This window comes from Gabonia massiliensis (genome assembly GCF_001403595.1).
GTDB lineage: Bacteria > Bacteroidota > Bacteroidia > Bacteroidales > Coprobacteraceae > Coprobacter > Coprobacter secundus.
This window is the reverse complement of sequence record NZ_LN877940.1, coordinates 924562-949604: the sequence shown is the minus strand read 5'-3', so window position 1 is coordinate 949604 and position 25043 is coordinate 924562. Positions and strand designations below refer to the sequence as shown.

The following is a 25043-nucleotide window of genomic DNA, read 5'->3' as shown; positions in this document are numbered from 1 at the left end:
TATAAAAACAATACTGTTATATTAATGTAACAATTTCAATAAAGGCATAAAAAAATGTTTCGACAAAAAAAATTGCAAAAAATCGATTTTTTCCCGAACTTTTTTATCAAAGAATTGTTTATTAAATACAAGACATTAAAAACCGAACGTTATGAAATATGAATTACCTAAACTGCCGTACGCCGAAAACGCTTTAGAACCAGTTATCAGCAAACGGACCGTGGAATTCCATTGGGGTAAACACGAACAGACATACATAAACAATCTAAATAAACTGATTGAAGGTGCAAAATTTGAGAATGCATCACTTGAGAGTATAATAAAAGAAGCTGATGGTGCATTGTTTAACAATGCTTCACAAGCTTGGAACCATATATTTTACTTTTTCTCTTTTTCTCCTGACGGAGCAAGAGAACCCAAAGGTGAAATAGAAAAAGCCATCAAAGAACAATGGGGTACTGTTGAACAATTTAAGAAAGAATTTGTTTATACAGGTGTTGCCCAATTTGGCTCCGGCTGGGTATGGTTAGTAAAAAATAAAAACGGCAAACTGGAAATCATAAAAACAGGTAATGCAGGAAATCCCATGACTGATGGACACACTCCTTTACTTACCTTTGATGTCTGGGAACATGCCTATTACTTAGATTATCAAAACCGTCGGGCAGATCATCTACACGAATTGTGGAAAATCGTCGATTGGTCGATAGTTGAAAAAAGATACTTATAATTCGCACTTTTCTAAAAACAGTAGCGCGTGACGCGTAACTTATCTAGCACTTTAAAATAAGCATAATGTGATGAATTCTAAAAGAGAGGAATACTATGTGAATAGTCCCTCTCTTTGCTTTTTTATATACCTTTCTCCCAAAATAAAGTTTTATACTTGCAAAAAAAGATTCTTTTTTGTTTCTTTGCTTACAATTGATACGATTTATATATCTTTTACTTGCATTTTGCATTGATATAAAATCTGATATTTTTATATTTTCATAAATACGTCTCTTATTATGAGTACAAAAAAATTTTTATTAAGTGAGAACGATATACCTCGTGCGTGGTATAACGTAGTTGCTGACATGAAAAACAAGCCGATGCCACCCTTGCATCCTGGTACAAAAAAACCGCTCAAACCAGAAGATTTATATCCCATCTTTGCAAAGGAACTTGTGCATCAAGAATTGAATACAACAGACGCCTGGATAGAAATTCCTGACGAAGTTCGAGATTTATACAAGATATGGCGTCCTACCCCTTTAGTTCGGGCATATGGATTAGAAAAAGCATTAGATACTCCTGCCCATATATATTTTAAGAACGAAAGTGTAAGCCCTGTTGGTTCCCATAAATTAAATTCGGCTATTGCCCAGGCTTATTTTTGTAAAAAAGAAGGGGTTACCAATATTACAACAGAAACCGGAGCCGGACAATGGGGTGCGGCATTATCCTATGCCGCAAAATCTTTTGGCCTTGAATTAGCGGTATATATGGTAAAAGTAAGTTATCATCAGAAACCCTACCGCCGCTCTATCATGCAAACTTTTGGGGCGCAAGTAATAGCCTCTCCAAGTATGTCAACAAAAGCCGGCCGCAAGATATTAACTGAAAATCCGAATTATCAAGGAAGTTTAGGCACGGCTATATCTGAAGCCATAGAATTAGCGACACAAACTCCTAATTGCAAATATACTTTAGGCAGTGTACTTAATCACGTCATGCTACACCAGACAGTTATCGGTCTCGAAGCTGAAAAACAAATGGAAATGGCTGGAGAATACCCCGATATCGTTATTGGATGTTTTGGCGGCGGATCCAACTTTTCAGGTATTTCATTTCCCTTTTTACGTCATAAGCTTACAGAAGGCAAAGATATACGTATCATTGCTGCCGAACCAGCCTCTTGCCCTAAATTGACACGCGGTGTATTCCAGTATGACTTCGGTGATGAAGCCGGCTACACACCACTCCTACCCATGTATACTTTAGGTCATAATTTCGCTCCGGCTCATATCCACGCTGGAGGACTTCGCTATCATGGAGCCGGCTCTATTGTCAGCCAGCTAAAAAAGGATAATCTTATGGAAGCTGTAGATATACAACAACTCGATACATTCAAAGCTGCAACCATATTCGCCCAATCAGAAGGCATTATCCCTGCTCCAGAATCATCTCACGCAATCGCAGCTGCCATTCGAGAAGCTCAGGCAGCAAAAGAATCCGGGGAAAAGAAAGTTATATTATTCAATCTTTCAGGCCATGGGCTTATTGATATGGCAGCCTATGACCAATATCTGGCTGGTGATCTTACAAACTTTGAAGTTACAGATGAAGATGTCGCAAAAAATCTGGAAGCAATAAAAGATTTATAAATACAAAATCCTATTACTTAAAAGGCTTTCAGAGTTTGATTCTGAAAGCCTTTTAAGTATTCTATCTTTTCTCTTACTTATACCATTAAAAACTAAAGATTATTTTTCTGAACCTTTAGAACTCGGCTTGGCAATCGCTTCTCGCATCGTCGTGTCAGCCTCTATATTTTTCATCTTATAATAATCCATAATGCCCAAATTTCCAGAACGGAAAGCATCAGCCATAGCTCTCGGAACTTCTGCCTCCGCTTCAATCACTTTTGCCCGAGCTTCTTGAGCTTTTGCCTTCATTTCCTGCTCAAGAGCTATTGCCATAGCCCGACGTTCCTCAGCTTTAGCCTGTGCAATATTCTTATCAGCCTGAGCTTGATCCATTTGCAATCCGGCACCAATATTTTTACCTATATCGATATCAGCAATATCAATAGACAAAATCTCAAAAGCTGTACCAGAATCAAGACCTTTTCTTAAAACGAGCTTCGATATAGAATCAGGATTTTCAAGCACAGTCTTATGTGACTCTGAAGAGCCGATAGATGAGACAATACCTTCCCCTACACGAGCTAAAATAGTATCTTCTCCTGCACCACCTACCAATTGACGAATATTTGCTCGAACCGTAACACGCGCCTTAGCAATCAACTGGATACCGTCTTTAGCCACAGCAACAACCGGTGGTGTATCTATCACTTTAGGATTCACAGACATTTGCACAGCTTCAAAAACATCACGCCCCGCTAAATCTATAGCCGTTGCCATTTGAAAGCCCAAATCTATATTAGCTTTTGAAGCAGATACCAATGCATGAACCACACGTTCTACATGACCTCCAGCTAAATAATGCGCTTCCAACTCATCGCGAGTAATTGCTTTCAGTCCTGCTTTATGAGCTTCAATCATAGCACGAACGATAATTTGAGGCGGTACTTTACGTATCCGCATCAGGAAGAGTTGCAGCAAAGAAATATTTACACCCGAAACTCTGGCCGATATCCACAAAAGGAAGGGTACAAAGTAAAAAAATAAAATTACTAATACCACAACGGCTACTAACAGAAAATAACTGTATCCCAACATACTTACATTTATTATAGTTTATATTCAATCATCTTTTTTACGAACAATTACCGATGTTCGCTCAACACGTTCTACTATTACGGAAGAACCTTCATCAATAAAATCTTCCCGCGTCTTTCCCTCCACTTGTACCGTACCAATAAGGACAGTACCCATAGGATTCAAACGAGACAAAGCAATCCCCTCATCACCGACTTTTATAGAATCATTCACCTGTGTCGGGATAACAGAATCTATATCTGTTTTCAATGATATTCTATCCAAACTCTTTGAACGCATAAACCAAATAATACCGACAACACATGCAACAACCGACGCAACAATTGTAACATATCCCGCTGTAGTCCCAAGATTTACAAATGCATAATAAATACCTCCTCCAAAAAAAATCAGCGAACTAAAGCCTGCTACTGTAATCCCAGGAAGAAAAAATATCTCAAGAATAATCAAGACTACTCCTATCAAGACCAATAATATGATAATCAATATATCCATAACCGAACGATTATATCATTTCTTTTGCTGCTTTAACAATACATTTATTTCTGCTGCACGACTACGATTATCTAAATCTTCCGGCTGTCCATACAAAGAAACTAAAGAAGACTCTAATTTTTTTATTTCTCTCGATAAAGTTTCTTTATTCCCTTTCTGATTTACATATTGCTCTCTCAAACCAGACAATTGAGCCTCTATCTCTTCTATTTGTTTACGACATTCATTTGCTTTTATATACAAATCTTTAGCCTCTTTGCTCTCAAAATCAGCCAATAAAGTATAGACTATCTGATTATTTACAATAAATATAAAGTCTGCCTTAGGCTCATTTTCAACTACTTCTGAAGGATTATATATATGTTGCAAGATTTGTGCATAATTATTATTTTTTTTCCATGTCTGTTTTATAGAAGTTATTTTGCCCAAAGAACGAGCCCACTCTTCATCATTCCCCTGATAAACGACTTTTTCTACATTAGGAATAAACACATATATAATCACCTTATCTTCAGGCTGATATCGGTCAGAAGCAAACCATCCGATATTGTTCAATTCATCAATAGCCATCATATAATCATTAAAAGGAGAATTAAAAGGCATACCCATATTTTCCGGGGCCAAAAAATTTCCTGAATTCAGATTCATTCGGGTAACAAAAATATCATATCCTCCCAATGATTCATCTCCCGTAGATGCATAATAAAGTGTTACTCCATCAGATAATAAAAATGGAAAATTCTGGTCATCTTTATTATTTATATTCCCAGTTAAAGACAAAGCTTCTCCCCAACTGTCATCAACTAAACGACTTCGAGACATCAAATCATATCCGTTTTTTGCCGTTTTAACACCATACACAATCTTATCACCTTTTTGATTTTGATAAACTGATGAATTATTTTTAGTTTGGGATTTAAAAAAGGTATTATAGTCATGCAAACTTCCCGATTCCGGACTTAATTTATAATGTTTAAAAAAATCTTGTTTATCAACAATCATACTATCAATAATCTGTACTTCCTCAACACGTCTAACCATCTGCTCCCCCATTTTTGCTTTTGCAATTTTTGCATCTATCGCCTCGGTATCTTGCTTACTTTTTTGGAGCATCGCCTTATACTTTTCATAATTCTCAAGCGCATCGGAAAATCTATATTGCCGATTATAAAGATCACCAAGATACAAGTAAGAATCTTGTATCTTACGCGAGGCTGCCACTTTTAAATACTTTTCAGAAGCATTATACTCTCCTGTTTCATATAGACAAACTCCATACCACTGATTTAAACTCGAATTATTGGGAGATTTCTTAATCAATGTCTCAAAAATAGGTTTAGCCTGGTCATATTTACCGGCTTTATACAAATCCCGAGCCCGCTCTAAGCTCTGTGCCATTACTGTACAACCCAACAAATATAACACACCAAAAAGCAATATGAATTTTATACGACCCTTCATTATTCTTTTACTATCTCGTTTTCTTTTTGTTATTAACTTACAACATCCAAATATACAAAGTAATTTTTTTATACACTAAACCTCTTTAGAATTTATTTTCGTCAACATATGCCTATAAAAATATAGATACTCTTCATTTAGCCCAAAGGCATCTTTAGGAATATATATAAAACGACTCTTATCCGTATATAACAGGAAAGCAGCCTTTCTCATCTTAAAAAAACGTATATCGCTCCATAAAACCCGATCAAGACTTTTATCCGTAAAATGAAACACAATCTCTTTCTCATCAATTATAAGATATTTATCCAATATATTCCACCGATTCTGAGGATAAGCTATATATTCGAAATACTTTATCATTAAAAGAAATGGAAAAACTAAGAAAATCAGAATTAATAGAAGATAAAAGAAATCAAAATTCCACCATAAAGCTACAGATAATATTACGGCAATAAAAAATATCCATATTATTTTTCGACGCAAAAAAAGTATAAACAAAATCTTAAAATATTTGTCGGCAGGAAGCCTAAATACATCTGTTGTAATAGTCATATTCGATCTTTATTTTTACCCGTATAAAATTAAATATATTTTCTGCTTTCCTATAATCAAGTTTTACAAAATACACTACTTTTGCACAAAATTTACACACTTTGATATGACAATACCTGATGCTCGAGAAAAACTTTTAAAAAAGCTCGACCAAAAAATGAAAAAGGCTATCTTCGATTATCATCTGGTCGAAGAGGGGGATCGAATTCTTATTGCTCTGTCTGGGGGAAAAGACTCTCTAGCTCTCACAGAACTCTTAGGCCGTAAAGTCAAAATATATCAACCCCGATTTTCATTACTTTCAGCACATATCAGTATGAGCAACATTCCCTACCAAAGTAATATAGAATATCTACAACAATTCGCCAAACAGTATAATATCCCATTCATTCATCGACGTACCTCATTCAATCCTGAAACTGACACTCGCAAATCCCCATGCTTTCTTTGCTCATGGTATAGAAGGAAAGCCCTATTCGATATCGCAAAAGAATATAACTGCAACAAAATAGCATTAGGACACCATCAAGACGATATCCTACAAACTTTACTTATGAATATGACCCACCAAGGAGCATTCGGCACTATGCCTCCATTACTGAAAATGAGTAAATTCGAAATGACTTTGATACGCCCTATGTGCCTTATTACGGAAAAGGAGCTTAAAATATTATCTGAAATATCAGGTTATTTAAAACAGAAAAAAAATTGCCCCTATGAAAACTCTTCAAGTCGTATTCAAATGAAAACAGTCATTGAAATTCTCGAAAAAATGAATTCTCAAGTTCGCAGCAACATGTGGAACAGTATGACACATATACAACCCGATTATCTACCTTCTATAAAAAATAAATAAAAACTATGCAAGGCTTATATTCAATACTACTACTAATCATATCAAACATATTCATGACTTTTGCCTGGTATGGACACCTGAAGTTACAAGAAATGAAAATTATAAGTAATTGGCCTCTTATCGGAGTAATACTATTATCATGGGGTATCGCTTTAGCTGAATATATGTGCCAAGTTCCAGCTAATCGCCTCGGTTTTCAAGGAAATGGAGGGCCGTTTAGTCTAATGCAACTTAAAGTAGTACAAGAGGTTATTACTCTAATCATATTTACGCTGTTCTCAACCCTTTTGTTCAAAGGGGAATCTTTGCATTGGAACCACTTGGCAGCATTCATATGTCTGGTGTTAGCTGTCTATTTTGTATTTATGAAATAATCTTACCATAAAACAAGAATATATAACAAAACAAAACTTCAAGCCACATAAAATTTACTTATTGTTAGTTTTTTTTGAAAAAAAAAGACATAATAATACCTAAATAAAGGTATTGTTATGTACCTTTGTATATTGTATTTTTGTGCGAAAATAGTAACACGATTTCTTTTAACTGTATCTATTGGTCGGTAAATATATAAATATACCTTTCCTTTACTTGCATTTATTGGAGTCTCTATAATTATACTATGAATCAGGACTGTATCAAATGGAGTTTGAACGAAAGATCATAGAGCATGACATGATAGCTTTTCAAGAGCTATACAACAACAATATATCCGAATTAGTGGCTTTTGCATATCGTTTTACTTACGACATAGAAATTGCCAAAGATTTGGTACATGACGCTTTTGTATGGATCTGGGACCACCCTGAGAAGATAAATTGTCAAGGAAATATAGAGGCTTTACTATTACACATTGTCCGCTCAAACTGCCTAAATTACATACGAGATTTAGATATACAAGACAAGAACCAGGAAAAATTGGTAGAAGCAAGTATTTTTGCAGGTATGGATATAGATGATGATCCATATGGTCAAAAAGATGAACTCATAAAACGCCTGAAGAAAATTATGGGGTCATTACCCGAAAAGAGTCGTATCATTTTGGAAAAACACATTATTAATGGTACAAAGGTAAAAGATATTGCATCAGAAATGCACATCGCAGAGTCTACTGTTAAAACTCATTTAAAACGCACCATGAGAGTATTAAGAGAAAACATGGCTATCTTTTTGTTCACTTCAATTCTTTTTATCTATCTTTTTTCTTAAAAAAAAATATTTTCTTGTCCCCCATTTTTACATCTAATGTTTATTATATACAAAATGCTAATTTTAAAGTTCTGTACAGATAACTGACAAGTATGCGAAAAATTGACTGGAAAATCATTGCTAAAGATATTGACAACCAAACATCTATATCTGAAAAAAAGAAATTAAAAAAATGGTTAGATGCATCTGAACAACATTACAAATATTATAATAAAGTAAAACAAAATTATTTTAAACAGCCTTCTTTTGATAAAAAGTCTTATGAAGCTGACTTTTTAAAACTCAAAAAAAGACTGGTATCTCACTCTTTGAATATACAGTCATATAAAACATCCCGATTCCGTAATTTTATTATTTACTCTTCTGTCGCATGCATAGTAGCCGGATTGTTATGTGGAATATTCCAATGGACATCAAATCATAAACCTGATGATATTCAAATATTGAAAGAAATATCTGAACATCATTTACCCGGAACGAATAAAGCAACTCTATTCATCGACAATCACGAATACATTGCTTTGGGACAAAATCCTGTCTTGCTCGATTTACGTGGTGTAAAAATAACTAATAGTACAAAAGAAGGCCTTACATATCAGGAAACAGAAAAAAGTTCTCCTATATTAAATAAACTTGTAGTTCCTAGGGGAGGAGAATATAAAGTTATTTTATCTGACAGCAGTATCGTATGGCTTAACTCCGAATCTACTCTTGAGTATCCTTCCATATTTGAAGGAAATACACGAAGAGTAACCTTAATCGGAGAAGGATATTTCAAAATATCAAAAAATGAAAAAAAACCGTTTATTATTGAAACCGCTGACACAGAAATCGAAGTATTAGGAACAGAATTTAATGTATCGGCATACCCAGACAACTCGTATACAACTACTACTTTAGTAGAAGGTTCGGTCAAAATAGAATATAAAACAATTGACAGACAGGATATTCTCAAGCCCGGAATGCAATCCTATTACAACATCAAAGAAAATTCGAGCCAAATATCATATGTTGATACTGAATTCAACACCTCATGGAAAAATAAAATATTTAGTTTCAATGACACACCATTAGAAGATTTACTAAAAATTGTCTCCCGGTGGTATAATTTTAAATATACAATAAAAGACTCATCATTGCTCTCATATCATTTTTCAGGAGAACTAAGCCGTAAAAAAAATCTCGACTATTTATTCCGGGTACTTGAAGAGGTAGGTATCCCTATGGAAATCAGTTATAAAAATGGGACAGTAACATTAGATAAAAAATAATTTATAAATGAATATATCATATATATTACAAAAAGGTAAAAATAAGCAATATAAGCAATGGTTACAAATATTAATCATTTCTACTATCTGCGTTAATAGTTACGCCTCCGAAATAGAAACAACAAGCTCAGTCATATCACCTTACGCTATAGTATCACCAGGAGACCGAGTTATCAATTCAGACGAGCTAAAAAAGGCAAGCTTCACTAACTTGTGGGATGCCTTTCAAATACTCGAACCATCCTTAAAAGATGAAAGTCAGGATATTTATGGAGATATGCCCGGGTATCTACCATCTTCTGTCTCAATAAGAGGGAAAAAGATTTGGTCGACCAAAATAGATAATCCATACTTACCTTTATTTATCATTGATGGGGCAAGAGTACCTTTACGTCAAGCAATGAACCTCGACATCAACGATATTGATAAAATTATTATTTATAAAGACGCAGCCAGCCTTTCTCGATATGGAATTTATGGGGCAAACGGAGTTATCGAATTTATAACTCAAAAGCCCCAAACTGGAAAAATAAAAATCAATTATCTATTCGACGCAATCATACAAAATGCAGATTTGAATTCCCATAAAGTAATCGACGAATATGCTCAAAAAGAAGTTCACACCGACTGGTTACAACAGCCTATCCAAACAGCATTCCAACATAGGCATAAAATCAATATAGAAGGTGGAGACGAATATGTAAAATATAAATTCTCTACCCGATTTTCTCCTTCAGGAAATGGGGTAATGAAAAAATCGAAAAATGATATACTTGGGCTCAATTCCTACATCGAATATAATTTCAAAGCTTTACATATATCCAATGATATTGTATTCAATCAAATAAAAGGACACGCTTCTAATTATGGAACTTACGATTATTATCGTCAACTGAATCCCGAATGGAAAGCTACAGATGAAACTGGTATTCCATATACCGTATTAAATGAAAATGAAACAACAGAATGTATTAATCCGGTATATGAAGCGACATTAGGATCTTTTGACAAGACAAAATCAAACGAAATATACGATAATCTGAATTTGAGGCTTTCCTTGAGAAAAGGATTTACCATAGATGGGTCTTTCGCCTTTGTCAGAGAAACTAATCAACACGATATCTTTATATCCCCATCTTCCGGCCTATACCACAATGTTGAAAGCGGCAGTAATATAGGAAGATATGACATTTTAAGAGAAAATAGCTTATCATTCGAAGCTTCTCTTGCCTTACAATATCAGAAACATATCAAAAAATCAAATATAGGAGCGTCTGCCGGAGTACGAACATTCAGTGGAAAATATTACGACGAAGCTTATGCCGGAATAGGCATTCCTACCGATCGAATGGCTTACATATCATTCACTAAAAGTTACGATACATTAAATATGGCAACAGCTCATCGAGAATATGACAGGACCTTACAAAGCATATTATCAGGGCATTACACATATGACAACAGATACGGATTACAAGCTTCCATAAATTATAATCGCTCCTCGCTTCTATCTACAGGAGAAAGGAATGCATGGTTTTACAATACATCTATCTACTGGAATATTCATAATGAAGCATTTATGAAAAACTCCGGTATAAGTCGATTTATTTTAAATGCATCTATAGGAACCACTGGAGGAGTAGGATTCTCAGATGACGATTACAATGTAACCTATAAATCAGATATAGGCAATGAGTATATTTATAATTATTATCTTATTGGTTCATCTATACAGTCCATGCCAAACAGAAATATCAAATGGCATACTATAAACAATCGAAACTTATCTTTGCTGTTCGACTATAAAAAAATCTCTTTGACATTTAACTACTATAACAATCTTACAAAAAATATAATTGTATTTGATCTCCTTCCTTTGTCTACCGGATATGAAAATTCAATTTCAAACGGTGGTGAAATTCGAAATGAGGGTATCGAATTTTACCTTCATACCAAAATCATCGAAAACCTAAAGGGCTGGTCATTAAGTGCATTCATATCGGGGATGCATAACCATAATAAGATAGAAAAAGTTCCTGATTATTTTGCATCTAAATATAATAGTACGGTACGTAATAACTATTTACAATATGCCAAACAGTATCACCGACTTTCAGAATTACATGAAAATCAACCTTTAAATACAATATACAAATACACTGAATATCACACTGACAAAGATGGGCAGGACATTCTCGACGGAACCCCGAGCTATGTAGGCTCTACTGACGATAAATTCCGAGGGAATTTAGGGCTTACACTACAATACAAACAATGGTGGATAAATACAATCGTCAATTGTTCTTTGGGAGGTTATACATATGACTGGTTCAATCTGTTACCAATAGGNTTTAACAAATTGATTATGAAAAAGATACCATACATATTACTCCTTTTAGTATTCTATTCCTGTTCCGACTGGTTCGATATCCAATCGGACAATACAAGTGTCACAGATAAAAAGTTCTTTAAAGATGAGAACTCTTTTTATAACGCTTTGACCGATGTATATACACAACTCAGACAACCTTCTTTATACGGTGACAATCTTTCTATCGGGATGTTAGAATTTATGGGTCAAAATTTTACTCCATATGATGAAAGAACCACAGCTTTTTGTAAATACGATTACACTCAAATAGAACAGGCCGGTATCCTTTCTGATATATGGAGAGAAATGTTCAGGGCCATAGGTTCTTGCAATAAACTAATCGAAGAGATTGAAAAAACAAACGTTATTTTTTACAATAGTGGCCAGAAACAAATCATTACAGGAGAAGCTTATGCCCTCAGGGGGGCTTTACATTTTGAGCTGCTCAGGCTTTTCCATCCGAATATAACTAATGATCCCAGTTATAGAGCACTTCCATATATGACAACTTTCGGTACACAAGTAAGTCCCTCACTATCAACAACAGAATTATTAAGTAAAATCATCCAAGATCTAAAGTTTGCAGCAGAATTATTAAAACCTTATGACCCAATTCTGACTGGAATAAGTTCTTCCAGTATAAAACCGGGAGAAATAGACAGTAAACTAAGAACTTTTGAAATGAACTACTATGCTGTAACAGCAATATTGGCTCGAATTTCATTATATACGGGAAATTATGCTGATGCCTTCAGTTATGCAGACGAAACATTTAACCATATTCGAAATGTAGAAAGTCGAAATCAAGTATTTTACTATTTTACACCCGGAAAATACGGCAGTGATTTTAGCTTTTCTCGTGAACATATTTTCGGGATAGCATCTCCCCCTGAAGGACTAACTCAACTGTCCGAAGAAATGTTTAATGAAAAGAAAATCAAAACCCGCACAGGACTAAAAGATATATTTCCAGAAGCAAGCGATATCAGATATAGAGCTTGGTTCAACTCTTCAGGCAACAATGAATATATCATGTCCAACAAATTCGGAAAAGAATCTTTATTGATAGATTACAATAAAACAACTTCAGGCGAATCGACCAGCTTACCAGTAAGAATCCCTTTTATAAAATTAGGAGAAGTCGCACTTATTGCTGCCGAATCCCTAAATGAGCAAAATCAAATCGATGATGCAGCCCAATGGATTATAGATATGGAAACAAGTAAAGGAGCTTCTTATTTAACAAAAATCAAAGAGAATGGAGAACTCAACCAAAATACTTTACGTAAGATTATCCGGGAAGAATACGAACGAGAATTCTGGGGTGAAGGTCAATTGTTCTTTTTTCATAAAAGGATGAATGATACAGAAATAACATCATATGACGGAACTAAGATAGAAATGAGTAATAAACAATATACTTTACCTGTACCGCCAAATGCTTTTTAAGTAAACGATTCGGTAAAATTGTAAATCATGAAAATGAAAAGAAAACTAAAAATAGTTATTCCGGTAATACTCTCCCTATTATTCTTCTACGGAGGGAAAATACATGCACAAAAAAATATTACCGTACATATTAAAGATAAAACTTTTGCAGAAGCATTACAAATACTGAAAGAGGCATCAGGTTATCAGTTCTTCTATACCAATCAGCTTGTCGACAATAAAAAGAAAATTACAATATCTGCCGACAATATCGATTTAAGAATTGTACTAAAGCGCATTTGCCATCCGCTGAATTTACAATTTTCGGTCATAGACAATACTGTCGTTATCTCTAAAAATACACGTCCTACAGAAAAGGAAATACCAGGTAAATACAAAGTATCAGGAACCATCTTGGATGAAAATAAACATCCACTTTCAGGAGCTGTCATCATACAAGATGAAAATGGTTTTTCCAAAAATACAACTGTATCTGACGATGAGGGGAATTATAGTCTAATGCTTGACTCCCCCAATAACAAGATGACGGTCTCATTCATTGGTTATAAAAAAAGGACTTTACGTCCCAATGGGAAAATCGTACTCGACATTGAACTTGAGCCAGATGTTGTAGAAATTGACAATGCCGTTGTTATCGGCTATTATCCAAAAGCTAAAAATAGTTTTACAGGAACGGCAGTATCGGTCAAAGGCGATGAACTGAGAGCAGTAAACAACACAAATTTGTTCGAAGGGCTCAAGGTTTTCGATCCATCCTTTCAAGTCGTCGATGTACGTGGCGTGTTCGGATCAGATCCAAACCACATTCCTGACCAAATAGAGATACGTGGGCAAAACAGCTTTCCTGATATATCCCAAAGTAATTTACAAACCGTAACCAGTCTACCCATCTTCATACTCGACGGATTCGAGATTTCCGTACAAAAAGTATATGACCTTGACATGAACCGAATCCAAAGTGTCACTATATTGAAAGATGCATCAGCATCAGCCATTTATGGCTCTCGTGCAGCAAACGGTGTAATCGTTATCGAAACCAAAAGCCCTGAATCGGGAGTATTGCAAGTAAGCTATACTCTTAACAGTGGTTTACAAATTCCAGATTTAAGTTCCTATAACCTGATGAATGCCGCTGAAATGCTTGAGTTTCAAAAAGCTGCAGGAGTGTTCGACGCTACCGAACCAGGAGAAGATCCCGGAAACAAATTGAACTCATATAACTTAATAAAAAAAGAAATCATGAGCGGAACAGACACATACTGGTTGTCAAAACCCCTACAAGTAGGATTTCAACATAAACATACCATATTCATCGATGGAAGTGTAACCCGTATGAAAGAAGAAAAAGGAAATATGAGGTACTCTGTAAACTTGGGATACGGACAAACTAACGGAGTAATGAAAGGATCAACTCGCTCTACTTATGAGGCTGGAACAAAATTAATGTATAATTCTTCTAAGATATTCATTACCAATGACATGCAATTTAGTATGGTAAAAAGTACCGAATCTCCATATGGTTCTTTTTCAACCTACACTTCTGCACTACCTTACTTCAGAGAAAAAGATGAAAACGGTAATTATTATAGGACTTTGTCTCTAAATAATGTAGCCCCTCCCGGAATGGAACTCGGAGTATCCCCCATACAACAATCACCAATGTATGAAGCAAAATATCTCAACAGCTTCACCGCAGGTGAAACTATGAGTTTCACGAATAATACAGGTATCAATTGGTCGGTAACTTCTGATTTTAGAATAAAAGGAAATTTTTCTGTCTCATATGATTTCGATAGAGATGACATATTCCTTTCTCCTCAAAGCTTTACTTACATTAATAACAATGACAACAGCATCAATAATCCCGATGTCCTTTACAATCGAGGAAAATATGATTTAAGTAATTCCAATACTCTTGCCTACAACGGTAATATTGTGGCATCTTATTCACATTCATTCGGTAAACATGATATCCAAGCCATCCTCGGTGGAGAAATACGCCAGTCCCAAAGCAACAATGACGGTTATATTGTAACAGGATTCATGGGAGACGCTTTAGATTATCTATCTTATGCAGCTCAGTATGAACAATATGGGCGACCATCCGGAGTAGAATCTACGACGCGCTCTTTAGGTGCATTTACCAATTTGAATTATTCTTACGATAACCGATACTTAGTAGACTTGACCGCACGTATGGATGGTTCCTCCTTATATGGAAAAAACCAACAATCTGCACCTTATTGGTCTACCGGTATCCGTTGGAATATACACAATGAAGCATTCCTTGAAGGAAACGCCAATTTCAAAAAATTGGCACTACGAGCTAACATCGGGACCACAGGAAACCAAAATTTCAGCAAAAATCAAGCTATGAGTTTGTATTATTATCAGACTCCGGTATATGGAGGATATTTCGGAGCTATTATCAGCACTCTTGGAAATCCCGACCTGAAAGGACAAACTACATTCAATCGGAATATCGGAGTCGAAACTACTTTATTCAATAATAAATTGAACCTGGACTTTAACTACTATTATAATACTACCACAGGTAATCTGACCGATATTACCATCGCACCGTCTATCGGTTTCAGTTCATATAAAACTAATATGGGCGACCTTACAAATAAAGGTATAGATTTCAGTCTGAGCTATGCTCCTATACGTACCAAAAACATGTTATTAAACTTTACTCTCAACGGGACACATAATCAGAACAAAATCACAAAAATATCTGATACTCTAAAAAAATATAATGAAACGATAAACCAGAAAATAGAAGAAGATGAGAAAAATGAATACACTACAGTATTCCTCTTTAAAGAAGGTGAATCTATGAATACAATTTATGCTGTACGAAGTTTGGGTATAGATCCTGGTACTGGAAAAGAAATTTTTTTGGATAAAAACGGTGCTAAAACATTCATTTGGAGTGCAGAAGACCAAGTTCCCGTAGGTGTAAACGAACCAATTCTCCAAGGTTATATCGGTGCAAACTTTCGCTATAAAGCATGGGAATTCGGTACTAACTTCAACTATTCCTTTGGTGCTGATAAATACAATTATACATTACATCAAAGGATCGAAAATGTCGACTACATGGTCAATAATGATAAACGTGCTCTTACCGAAAGATGGAAACAACCGGGAGATATAGCTCGATACAAAGCAATAAACGATAACAGTGAGACAAAAGCTTCCTCCCGATTTGTGCAGAAAGAACGTCGCTTGAGTCTTACCTCATTAAGGGTAAGTTATACATTACCACAAGAACTCTTGAGAAATAAAGTATTATCAATGCTGCGTTTATCTGTAACTTGTAATGAGTTATTTTATTGGTCAACTATACGTCAGGAAAGAGGTCTATCCTATCCTTTTGCTCGTTCGGTAAATTTCTCAGCCCAAGTAAACTTCTAATCTGCGATTATGATGAAAAATATAATATACACAGCTTTATTATCCATGTTCATTTCCTTGTCATCTTGCTCATGGCTCGATGTTAACTCGAAATCCGAAGTTAGCATAGAAGATATGTTTTCTACCCGGGAAGGATATTACACTACGCTATCAGGTATATATATCAGCATGGGAGGAGAAAACTTATATGGAAATAATTTATGCTTGTACGCACTCGAACCCCTTACTCAACAGTACACCGTATCAGATACAGAAACAGATCGTACTAAATGGGTACAATTTCAATATTCGACAGACGAAGGTGAGGAATTGATAAGTAATATATGGTCCACTATGTACAATACTATTGTCAATTGTAATGTAGTCATTGAGCAACTCCAAAAAGATGATATGCCTACATTCGAACCAGGAGTAACAGATATATTATTGGCCGAGGCCCTTGGGTTAAGAGCCTACATGTATTTCGACCTTATCCGCATGTACAATGATTCTTACAAAGTAAATCCAAATTCGGCAAACGTCCCTTATAAAACCGATTTCGGTTTTTCTATCGGGAAAAAAATAACAACAATTGAATTACTGCAAGAATTGATGGCAGACTTAACCAAAGCCCGTAAACTACTACAAGATAACGATCCGATATTTACAGGAAAAAGTTTCAATGACAAATATGTATCGTACGACCGAACACAACGCATGAATTATTATGCAGTAACTGCACTAATGGCTCGTATTGAAATGTTTCGCGAAAATTATAAGGAAGCATATCTTTTAGCCGATGAAATCATACAAAGTGAAAAATTCAGGTTTATCAAACAAGATGAAATCATTGAAACCGATATTTATGGAAAGGAATTGAAAGTCGACCGTATATTCATGCCTGAAATGATATTCGGACTATATACTGAAACAGTGTTGACTGCATCAAAAGAAACTTACGAAGGACTGACTCAAGATTTTGTCAAGTCCGATGCTTGTTATGAAGAAAGTGATGTCCGGCGCAATTGGCTATACACCAATCCCAGTGCAAATAACAAAATAAACTTAATACGTTATCAACGATCCAAATTGACAGAAGATGCATCCAAATATGGACCTTCTGTAGTTCCGATGCTAAAACTCAGCGAAATGTATTTGATTGCAGCCGAAGCTACACTGAAAGATAATAGCACCGGAGGAAACTCTATATCCCTTATCAATAAAATAAAAAAAGAACGAATCTCAACAGAGCTCACGGACAACGCATCTGAAGAAAAAATACAAACAGAAATCACCCATGAATATATCTGTGATTTTAAAGGAGAAGGTCAATTATTCTATTATTACAAACGAAATAATATGACTTCTATCGATAATGGTAATTATAATGGAAACTACGTTATTATGAAATCTGAAAACTACAAACTTCCCCTACCGAAATATGAACAGGATTTTGGTTATGGAAGCTCAAACTAATAAAAATATGAAAAAATATATATTATACGTTTTACTATGTTCTGGTATTTTCTCCTGTAAAGAAGATAAACTGGAACTATACGATTCAACTCAAAAATCATTGAATTTTGCAAAAACTCTGACCGATAAAAATGGCAGTGCATTAGAAATTTTCGGTCCAGAAGAGGATTATCCGAAAGAGTATTCTTTCAATGCCCACTTTTTAGGGACAGACGCCAACGACTACATTGATACTATTCCGGTCCGACTGTCCGGACCTATAGATTATACCAATGACCGCACTTATCAAATTAGAGTCAATCCTGAAAAATCGAAAAACGCAATCAAAGATGTACATTATACCCTAAATGAAACACAAATATTCCGAAAAGGCTTATATCAAGATAGTCTGATGGTAACTATACATACAAACGCGATGGACGAAACATCCAGTTATAAACTATATATTGAATTGGTTCCAAATGAAAATTTCGAATCCGGAATCCCCGAATATCAATACGTTGAAGTCAGTTTTACCAAAAATCTTGAAGACCCACCAGCCTTTTGGACAAATTCAAATAAACTCAATAGGCTTACATATCATCCCAAAAAGTGTGCAGTATTTTTAGAGATTAGCGGTATAACCGACCCTAACTGGAGCGATAATGGAGCTACTATCCAGTTGGACTATTGGATAAGCTTGGCAACACAGTGGTTTATCGACCATGAAGAATACGATGAAAATGGAAACAGAATTTACTTTGATGAATAAATGATGAAAAAAATTATTAATATATACGGTATTATTATAGCTGCCCTATTTTTCGTCTCCTGTATAGATGACAAAGACAAAATCGGGACCTTGGAGTTTGACCATGTACTAGCTGTCGACGGAATAAAAAAGACCGAAGCTTATACTTTATATTTAGGTGATATATTTGAATGTAACCCGACTATTTCTTTTTCAGAAGGTTCTGATGAAAAAGACTTTGAATATAAATGGTTGGTCGGAAAAAGTGAAGTTATATCTACAGACAAAAATTTACATTGGGAAATAACCCTTCCCAAAAGTTATAATATCGATAAAGTGATTCCCGGAGTTTTCATAGTTCGTAACACTAAAAACGATTTAGAATTTCGGCAAACATTCAATATAAAAATTTTAACCGGATATACACCGACTTACGTCGCTTTATATGAAACTCCGGAAAATACTATCGAATGGATTTCTCTCCAGGGAGACCCCACCAACTTTACTCGGACATTCGAAAACATGATAGACCGTATTTACGGGACACAGAAAATTCAAGGGAAATATATAGGAGCCCTAAATTCTACCAACGAACTGGCCATATTTACAGATCACGCACCCGATTATGGATATTGCATTAGCATGAAAGATGCGGATCCCGAAAATGATATAACAAACAATATCGGAGAAATAATAGCACCTATATACGGGCGGGTATATCGAGGTAGTGCTCCTACACTGAACATCAAAAATGTTACCTTTGGATATGGAGCTTCAAAATACCTAATCAATAATGGGACATTACATGTATTTAACGGACTAGAAAAGAAACTACCTCTGTTTGACGAAAATACCTATGTAAAAAGTACAAATGTCGTTCAAACTATATCGTCAAAACAATTTATGAGATATAAAAAAGTATCTTTCGTCCGCCATAGCGACAATACAATCGGATACTTCCATACATATAATGACAATCTTGAACGTATCAATATAGATGGTCAGGCATTCAAATTAGACTCATTATGTGGAGAATTCACAGAAGCTACAGGATTAGGTTCTAACAAGCCCTATCACGCTTATTTGATAGGGAAAAACGGAAATGAATATAATATGTATGACTTTTATGTAAATTATATTGGCACAAAAGTGCAACCTATAGAATTAAAACAAATTATGCCATTACCTTCTCCTTGGATAAACAGTATAAAATACTGGTTCGGTTCTTTTGGAGAAAGTTACGGATTTTATGCAACTAAAAATGAAATTTATAAATTCGACTATTATGAAATGGAAGAATTCACCCCTACGGCCCAACCTTTAATTAGTTTTCCTGCGGAGTATGAAATTGTTGACATTTTTGTACAAATTGCCGGTTCAGGATTAAGAGATGAAGATTATTGCACGGTTGTGCTTCTCTATAATCAAACGAAACAGGCAACAACCATATACGTATACGATACTGTTTCAGGCATAAAACTAAACGAATATCCGGATCTGATTCCAGGCAAAGGGGTTTACTTTATTGAACGAGATATGTAATTAAAAAACAAAAAATATAAGAATCACATTATTGTATGGAAGAAACAAACTATGTAATTGAGTGTCGCAACCTGACACATTATTACGGGAAAAAACTAGTCTATGAAAATCTCAATATTGCAGTTCCCGAAGGCCGCATCATGGGATTATTAGGGAAAAACGGAGCAGGTAAAAGTACGACTATAAACATCTTGAACGGTTTTCTCGAACCTCGCTCCGGCCAATGTCTTATTTACGGAGAAGACACCCAAAACTTATCACCTGAAACCAAAAGACGTATCGGTTATTTAATCGAAGGTCATATACAATATTCTTTCATGAATGTGCATCAAATAGAAAAGTTTTATTCCGGTTTCTACAAAAACTGGAAAGCTGATGCATATTGGAATCTTATAAACCGCTTAAAAATCCTCCCCAAACAAAAAATATCGACAATGTCTTGTGGACAAAGAGCACAAGTTGCATTAGGACTTATTTTAGCACAAGACCCTGATTTACTTATCCTCGATGATTTTTCTTTGGGTCTTGACCCTGGATATCGCCGTCTTTTTATCGATTACATGAGAGAATACTGTAAAGCCAAAGGGAAAACTGTCTTTCTAACATCTCATATTATTCAGGATATGGGACGCTTGATAGACGATGTACTTATCATGGATTACAACCGCGTATTGGTACAAGGACCGGTAAAAGACTTTACCGATAAATTCAAAGGGTTTATTTTCGATTTAGAACGGGATGACATTACTTTCTCAGATTCTCTTGCGGTGAATGTAGAGCACATCAACAACCACTACGAATTTTATACTTACGGGGATGAAACTGAAGTTAAAAAATTACTTGAGGCACAAGGACTCGCATATTCCAACTTTACACAATTAGATATGACCCTTGAAGATGCATTTATTGGTTTAACCGGAAAATATTAATAACAATCATGATATTACATCTGTTTTATAAAGAATGGATTAAGACCCGCTGGGCTTTTTTAGGAGCATTGATAATAGGCATATGCATCGTATTCTATATATTCATTATGGTAGAAAACCGGATGACAATGCTCGGAGCCAAAAATTACACATTAAGTGTTTTGTATGATAATCCACCTGTAATTTATTACTCTTTATTGCAATATATCCCACTACTTACAGCTATCTGTATAGGCATATCACAATACATACCGGAAGTAAAAAACAAACGTATACGATTGACTTTACACCTTCCGATGAATAATCAAAAACTGATTGCTTGTATGGCTTTATTCGGTCTATTATTGATTACAGTCTCAAATGGGATTATCTTCGTCCTTTTTGAATGGAAAAACCAATTGCTATTTCCGGCAGAAGTGACACGACCGGTAACGGTAACGATTATCAATTGGTTCATTGCTTCATATTTGGCATACAACTATATTGCAATGACTGCTTTGGAACCAAACGGATATCGACAATTACTTTATGCAATAACCGGACTTATATTATTGTCCCTCTATTTCAACAATATAAATTTCCACGGTGCATATAAAGATTCAGCCCCCGTACTGGCTATTATTGCATTAGTATCTTGCCCTTTGGTATTATTCTCAGGTTACAGACTAAATAAAGGAGAACGATAATATGCTAAACAAATCTATACGTATCATTGCCATACTACTCACAGCACTCGCAACCTGCATTATCGTACCTCGATTTTTCAGGATGCTGTTCAGCACTCATAGTAATTATAAAGATGTAGTATATTCTGAAGTATTAAATGATTTTATCATATCAGAATACGAATATAAAAACATAAATGGAAAAATCTCCGGTATAACTATATATAAAGATAGTAAAGGTAACAGATATACTCGAGAACAAGCCGACTCATTATGTCCACTAAATAATGCTTCTCAATTGACTTACGATGGAAAATTTCCTGACTCCATTTGTGGGAAAAATATTTCTGCAAAAGATGCTGATGATGCAATTTTTCACATGAATATTGCAGGAAGATATAATGAATTATTCTACGGGCTATCTGAACTAAAAGACCAAAAAAGTTATTTATCTAACAAATATGAACCGAAAGACTTATTCCGAATAAAAGAAAACGGGATAGAGTTCATCGTCTCATCAACAAATACTATTGATGAGAAAAAAAGTAAACTATTCAATTCTGAACTTGAACAGCTCGGATTTACAGCTCCGGCAATTACTTGGTGGTCTCCTGCGGACCGAACCGATTTCGAAAAGATCGGATATTTCGTTCTTGACAGCAAAGGTGAACTATTCAGACTATCAATGAATGATGGACGTCCCGATATTCTACGATTGAACCGTCCCGATGAGAAAAAAATCCGCAACATCAATTTTTCAAATCGACCAGAATTCTTGGCTATAATTATCACAGAGGATGGAAATTCTTATGTAATGGATAGAAATTTCAACTATCAGGCTTTGCCTTTACCTTCGCTAAGAAGAGGAGCTTTTTTGCAAGGAAATCTAATGCATCTGACATTCACCACCCATGAAAAAGATGCCACAGCATATTATATCCTTGACAAAAATTACAAGTTAATAAAGCAACTCACAATAGGAGATAAGAAAGTCGCTTCTTTACAGGAAACAATCGGTTCTTATCTTTTTCCTGTCAAAATATCCCAAAACGCCAATTATGGCATACAGTTCCACTTTTCCAATCCTTTCCACTTTATTTGGCTAAATATAATACTTGCTCTCGCAACATTTTTTATAAAAAAAAGAAATGGATATCCAATAAACGATGCATTTGCTATAATTGATATCATAGTGGTACTGGTATTAGGTATATTCGGAATGGCTGGAGTATTTGCTATTCCACAACGCAAATCTAAACAAATCTAAATAAACGATTATCATGATAGAGAAATTAAAACACCTCATCTATAAAGAATGGCTCAAGACCCGCTGGTATGCAACAATAGCATTACTACTAAGCTTGGGAACAGTCATATATATATTTATCTCAATAAGAAGTGACCTCAATTTATTAGGTGCTCCACAATACTTTTCATCTCTAATTTTAGAAAAGTCTATATTTTTCGGCAAATTCAAATATATCCCTATTATCACAGCTTTATTAATAGGTCTTTCTCAATTTGTTCCGGAAGTCACAGACAAACGTATAAAACTGTCACTTCACTTGCCAATGGAAAATACGACTGTTATTTATTCTATGGTACTTTTCGGTTTCGCAATTATAACCGCAATACAACTTATCTCTGTATTATTGCTCACATTATTCATGTCGGTATATTTTCCCTCAGAAATTATAATCCCTTCCCTACAGACCATTCTTCCCTGGATATTGGGAGGTATGACTTGCTACTTTTTTATCGCTATGATTTCACTGGAACCAATCTGGAAATACCGTTTCCTATATATTATTTTCGTATACTTCGTCCTACGGTTATTTTACTACTCTTATGGATTAGGAAACGCTGTTACCATATATCCAATTTTATTCATTATTACACTTATATCCAGTGTATCGGTTATATATACATCTCATCGATTTAATAAAGGAGAACTATAATTATGGGAGCAAAAATAGTCAGAATATTACTTATACTGCTGGCGATATTTATTATGGCCTACTATCTGCCGTCTTTTTATCAAAAATCAGTAGAAAAACGGCCTTACAAAACAATGATTTATTTTAGTGAAGTGACTCATGATTTCATCATTGCCAAAGAGTCGGGAGACACGCTCAATCGGCAGGCAGAAATGCATTATTATGATGCCAAAGGCAATGAAATTCCGGAAAAAGAATATATGAAACTTCTACCTTTCAATAACACTCGCAAATTAAAATTAATGGGTGAAATGCCGGATTCACTAAACGGAATAGAATTAAACAATAAAATACTTAAAAGTGTCCGACGCAGTATACTTATTGCAGAACCTTTTTATTCACTGGCCTTGAATCCCTTATTCGAATCACAGCCAGAGCGTATAGGCGTTCAACTACCGGATGATGTTTTCAGAATAAACAAACACGGCATAGAATTTCTCAATTGTGAAAGTAATCGAATAGAACAGGAAAAAAGTAAAAAGTTCAATCAACCACTGATTGAAAAAGGATTCTCTTTTCCGGCCAAAGGCATATACGGTATACCTTCTACAATAAAACTAAAGGATGACGGATATTTCATTGTTGACAATAGTAATCGTCTTTTTCATCTAAAAATGATAAAAGGAGAGCCCTTCTGTAAAGAAATTAAATTCAATGGTACTATCAAAAATATAAAATGCCACTCTTCTGGAGACCTATTTTGCCATATTTTTGATGATAATAACCAAATATATGTTCTAACACGGGAATATGAACTTCATAAAATTCCAGTAGAAAATCCAAATGGGCGTTTCTTTGTCACATCAAATTATTTTTATAACACATACAAAGTGAATGATAAAGACAAGAGCACTCTTTATGTTCTTAGTCCTGAATATAAACTCATTGCAAAGCATACCGAAACGATAGACCATTATAGCCATTCCAAAGAAGCAGAAATCGAACGCTCTATTTTTCCGTTCAAAATTATGAGAACTCCGGGACTTGCACATTTTATTCCCATTCCAAATCCGGTGAAAGATTTCTATATCCTCAATTTGATATGTGCCGGAATATTCATTATTATAAAACTTATACGTCGCCGTAAAATATGGTTACCTGTAAATGTTGCTGATTTTACCATAATACTTTTGACAGGAATTTACGGATTCATAGGAGTATGGATATTTCCCAACAGAAAATAATAAATAAT

General features: G+C 34.9%; 20 protein-coding genes. 16 read left to right on the top strand and 4 right to left on the bottom strand.

Going from position 1 to position 25043, the window contains the following annotated elements; all coding sequences use genetic code 11:
* Positions 1-151: 151 nt before the first annotated feature.
* Both BN2628_RS13695 and BN2628_RS13690 read left to right on the top strand, forming a co-directional pair.
* Positions 152-730 carry a superoxide dismutase gene (locus tag BN2628_RS13695; protein ID WP_044230899.1) on the top strand — a complete coding sequence of 193 codons (579 nt, stop codon included), beginning with the start codon at positions 152-154 and terminating at the stop codon, positions 728-730.
* Between the two features lie 280 nt (positions 731-1010).
* Positions 1011-2369 carry a TrpB-like pyridoxal phosphate-dependent enzyme gene (locus tag BN2628_RS13690; RefSeq protein WP_044230898.1) on the top strand — a complete coding sequence of 453 codons (1359 nt, stop codon included), beginning with the start codon at positions 1011-1013 and terminating at the stop codon, positions 2367-2369.
* 99 nt (positions 2370-2468) lie between these two features.
* Here BN2628_RS13690 and floA read toward each other — a convergent pair whose 3' ends face one another.
* The 4 genes from floA to BN2628_RS17820 all read right to left on the bottom strand — a co-directional run bounded on the left by floA (position 2469) and on the right by BN2628_RS17820 (position 5765).
* Complete coding sequence (floA, locus tag BN2628_RS13685) at positions 2469-3446, bottom strand: flotillin-like protein FloA (RefSeq protein WP_021931811.1); 978 nt, start codon at positions 3444-3446, stop codon at positions 2469-2471.
* Positions 3447-3470: 24 nt separating this feature from the next.
* Positions 3471-3941, bottom strand: a complete 471-nt coding sequence (locus BN2628_RS13680) for an NfeD family protein (RefSeq protein WP_044230897.1) — start codon at positions 3939-3941, stop codon at positions 3471-3473.
* 15 nt (positions 3942-3956) lie between these two features.
* Positions 3957-5339, bottom strand: coding sequence for a tetratricopeptide repeat protein (locus BN2628_RS13675; protein ID WP_157256278.1), 1383 nt, complete (start codon positions 5337-5339; stop codon positions 3957-3959).
* A gap of 138 nt (positions 5340-5477) precedes the next feature.
* Positions 5478-5765 (bottom strand): YcxB family protein, encoded by a 288-nt coding sequence (locus BN2628_RS17820; RefSeq protein ID WP_370757461.1) that lies wholly within the window; start codon positions 5763-5765, stop codon positions 5478-5480.
* Positions 5766-6063: 298 nt separating this feature from the next.
* Between BN2628_RS17820 and BN2628_RS13665 the strand changes: the two genes are divergently transcribed.
* From BN2628_RS13665 to BN2628_RS13600, 14 genes are all read left to right on the top strand, one after another.
* Positions 6064-6813 (top strand): tRNA 2-thiocytidine biosynthesis TtcA family protein, encoded by a 750-nt coding sequence (locus BN2628_RS13665; protein ID WP_044230894.1) that lies wholly within the window; start codon positions 6064-6066, stop codon positions 6811-6813.
* Between the two features lie 5 nt (positions 6814-6818).
* On the top strand, positions 6819-7187 hold the full coding sequence (locus BN2628_RS13660; RefSeq protein ID WP_044230893.1) for a DMT family protein: 369 nt from the start codon (positions 6819-6821) through the stop codon (positions 7185-7187).
* A 268-nt stretch (positions 7188-7455) separates the two neighbouring features.
* Positions 7456-8022 carry an RNA polymerase sigma-70 factor gene (locus BN2628_RS13655; protein WP_055097716.1) on the top strand — a complete coding sequence of 189 codons (567 nt, stop codon included), beginning with the start codon at positions 7456-7458 and terminating at the stop codon, positions 8020-8022.
* 92 nt (positions 8023-8114) lie between these two features.
* A complete protein-coding gene (locus BN2628_RS13650) occupies positions 8115-9293 on the top strand; it encodes a FecR family protein (protein WP_055097714.1) in 1179 nt (392 codons plus the stop codon).
* Positions 9294-9300: 7 nt separating this feature from the next.
* The gene (locus BN2628_RS17060) at positions 9301-13113 is read left to right on the top strand and encodes a RagB/SusD family nutrient uptake outer membrane protein (RefSeq protein ID WP_082430176.1); all 3813 of its coding nucleotides are present in this window, start codon (positions 9301-9303) and stop codon (positions 13111-13113) included.
* 27 nt (positions 13114-13140) lie between these two features.
* Positions 13141-16533: a SusC/RagA family TonB-linked outer membrane protein gene (locus BN2628_RS13640; RefSeq protein ID WP_052431649.1), complete on the top strand. Its 3393-nt coding sequence runs from the start codon at positions 13141-13143 to the stop codon at positions 16531-16533.
* Positions 16534-16542: 9 nt separating this feature from the next.
* Positions 16543-17988: a RagB/SusD family nutrient uptake outer membrane protein gene (locus BN2628_RS13635; RefSeq protein ID WP_257606490.1), complete on the top strand. Its 1446-nt coding sequence runs from the start codon at positions 16543-16545 to the stop codon at positions 17986-17988.
* 7 nt (positions 17989-17995) lie between these two features.
* The gene (locus tag BN2628_RS13630) at positions 17996-18739 is read left to right on the top strand and encodes a DUF4843 domain-containing protein (protein ID WP_044230905.1); all 744 of its coding nucleotides are present in this window, start codon (positions 17996-17998) and stop codon (positions 18737-18739) included.
* Complete coding sequence (locus tag BN2628_RS13625) at positions 18740-20260, top strand: PKD-like family lipoprotein (protein WP_055097711.1); 1521 nt, start codon at positions 18740-18742, stop codon at positions 20258-20260.
* 35 nt (positions 20261-20295) lie between these two features.
* On the top strand, positions 20296-21189 hold the full coding sequence (locus BN2628_RS13620; protein ID WP_044230888.1) for an ABC transporter ATP-binding protein: 894 nt from the start codon (positions 20296-20298) through the stop codon (positions 21187-21189).
* Between the two features lie 8 nt (positions 21190-21197).
* Entirely contained in the window at positions 21198-21875 is a 678-nt protein-coding gene (locus BN2628_RS13615) for a hypothetical protein (protein WP_257606489.1), read from the top strand.
* A 1-nt stretch (position 21876) separates the two neighbouring features.
* Entirely contained in the window at positions 21877-23121 is a 1245-nt protein-coding gene (locus BN2628_RS13610) for a DUF4857 domain-containing protein (protein ID WP_082002339.1), read from the top strand.
* A 13-nt stretch (positions 23122-23134) separates the two neighbouring features.
* On the top strand, positions 23135-23812 hold the full coding sequence (locus BN2628_RS13605; protein WP_044230886.1) for a hypothetical protein: 678 nt from the start codon (positions 23135-23137) through the stop codon (positions 23810-23812).
* A 2-nt stretch (positions 23813-23814) separates the two neighbouring features.
* Positions 23815-25035, top strand: coding sequence for a DUF4857 domain-containing protein (locus BN2628_RS13600; RefSeq protein WP_052431647.1), 1221 nt, complete (start codon positions 23815-23817; stop codon positions 25033-25035).
* Positions 25036-25043: the final 8 nt, after the last annotated feature.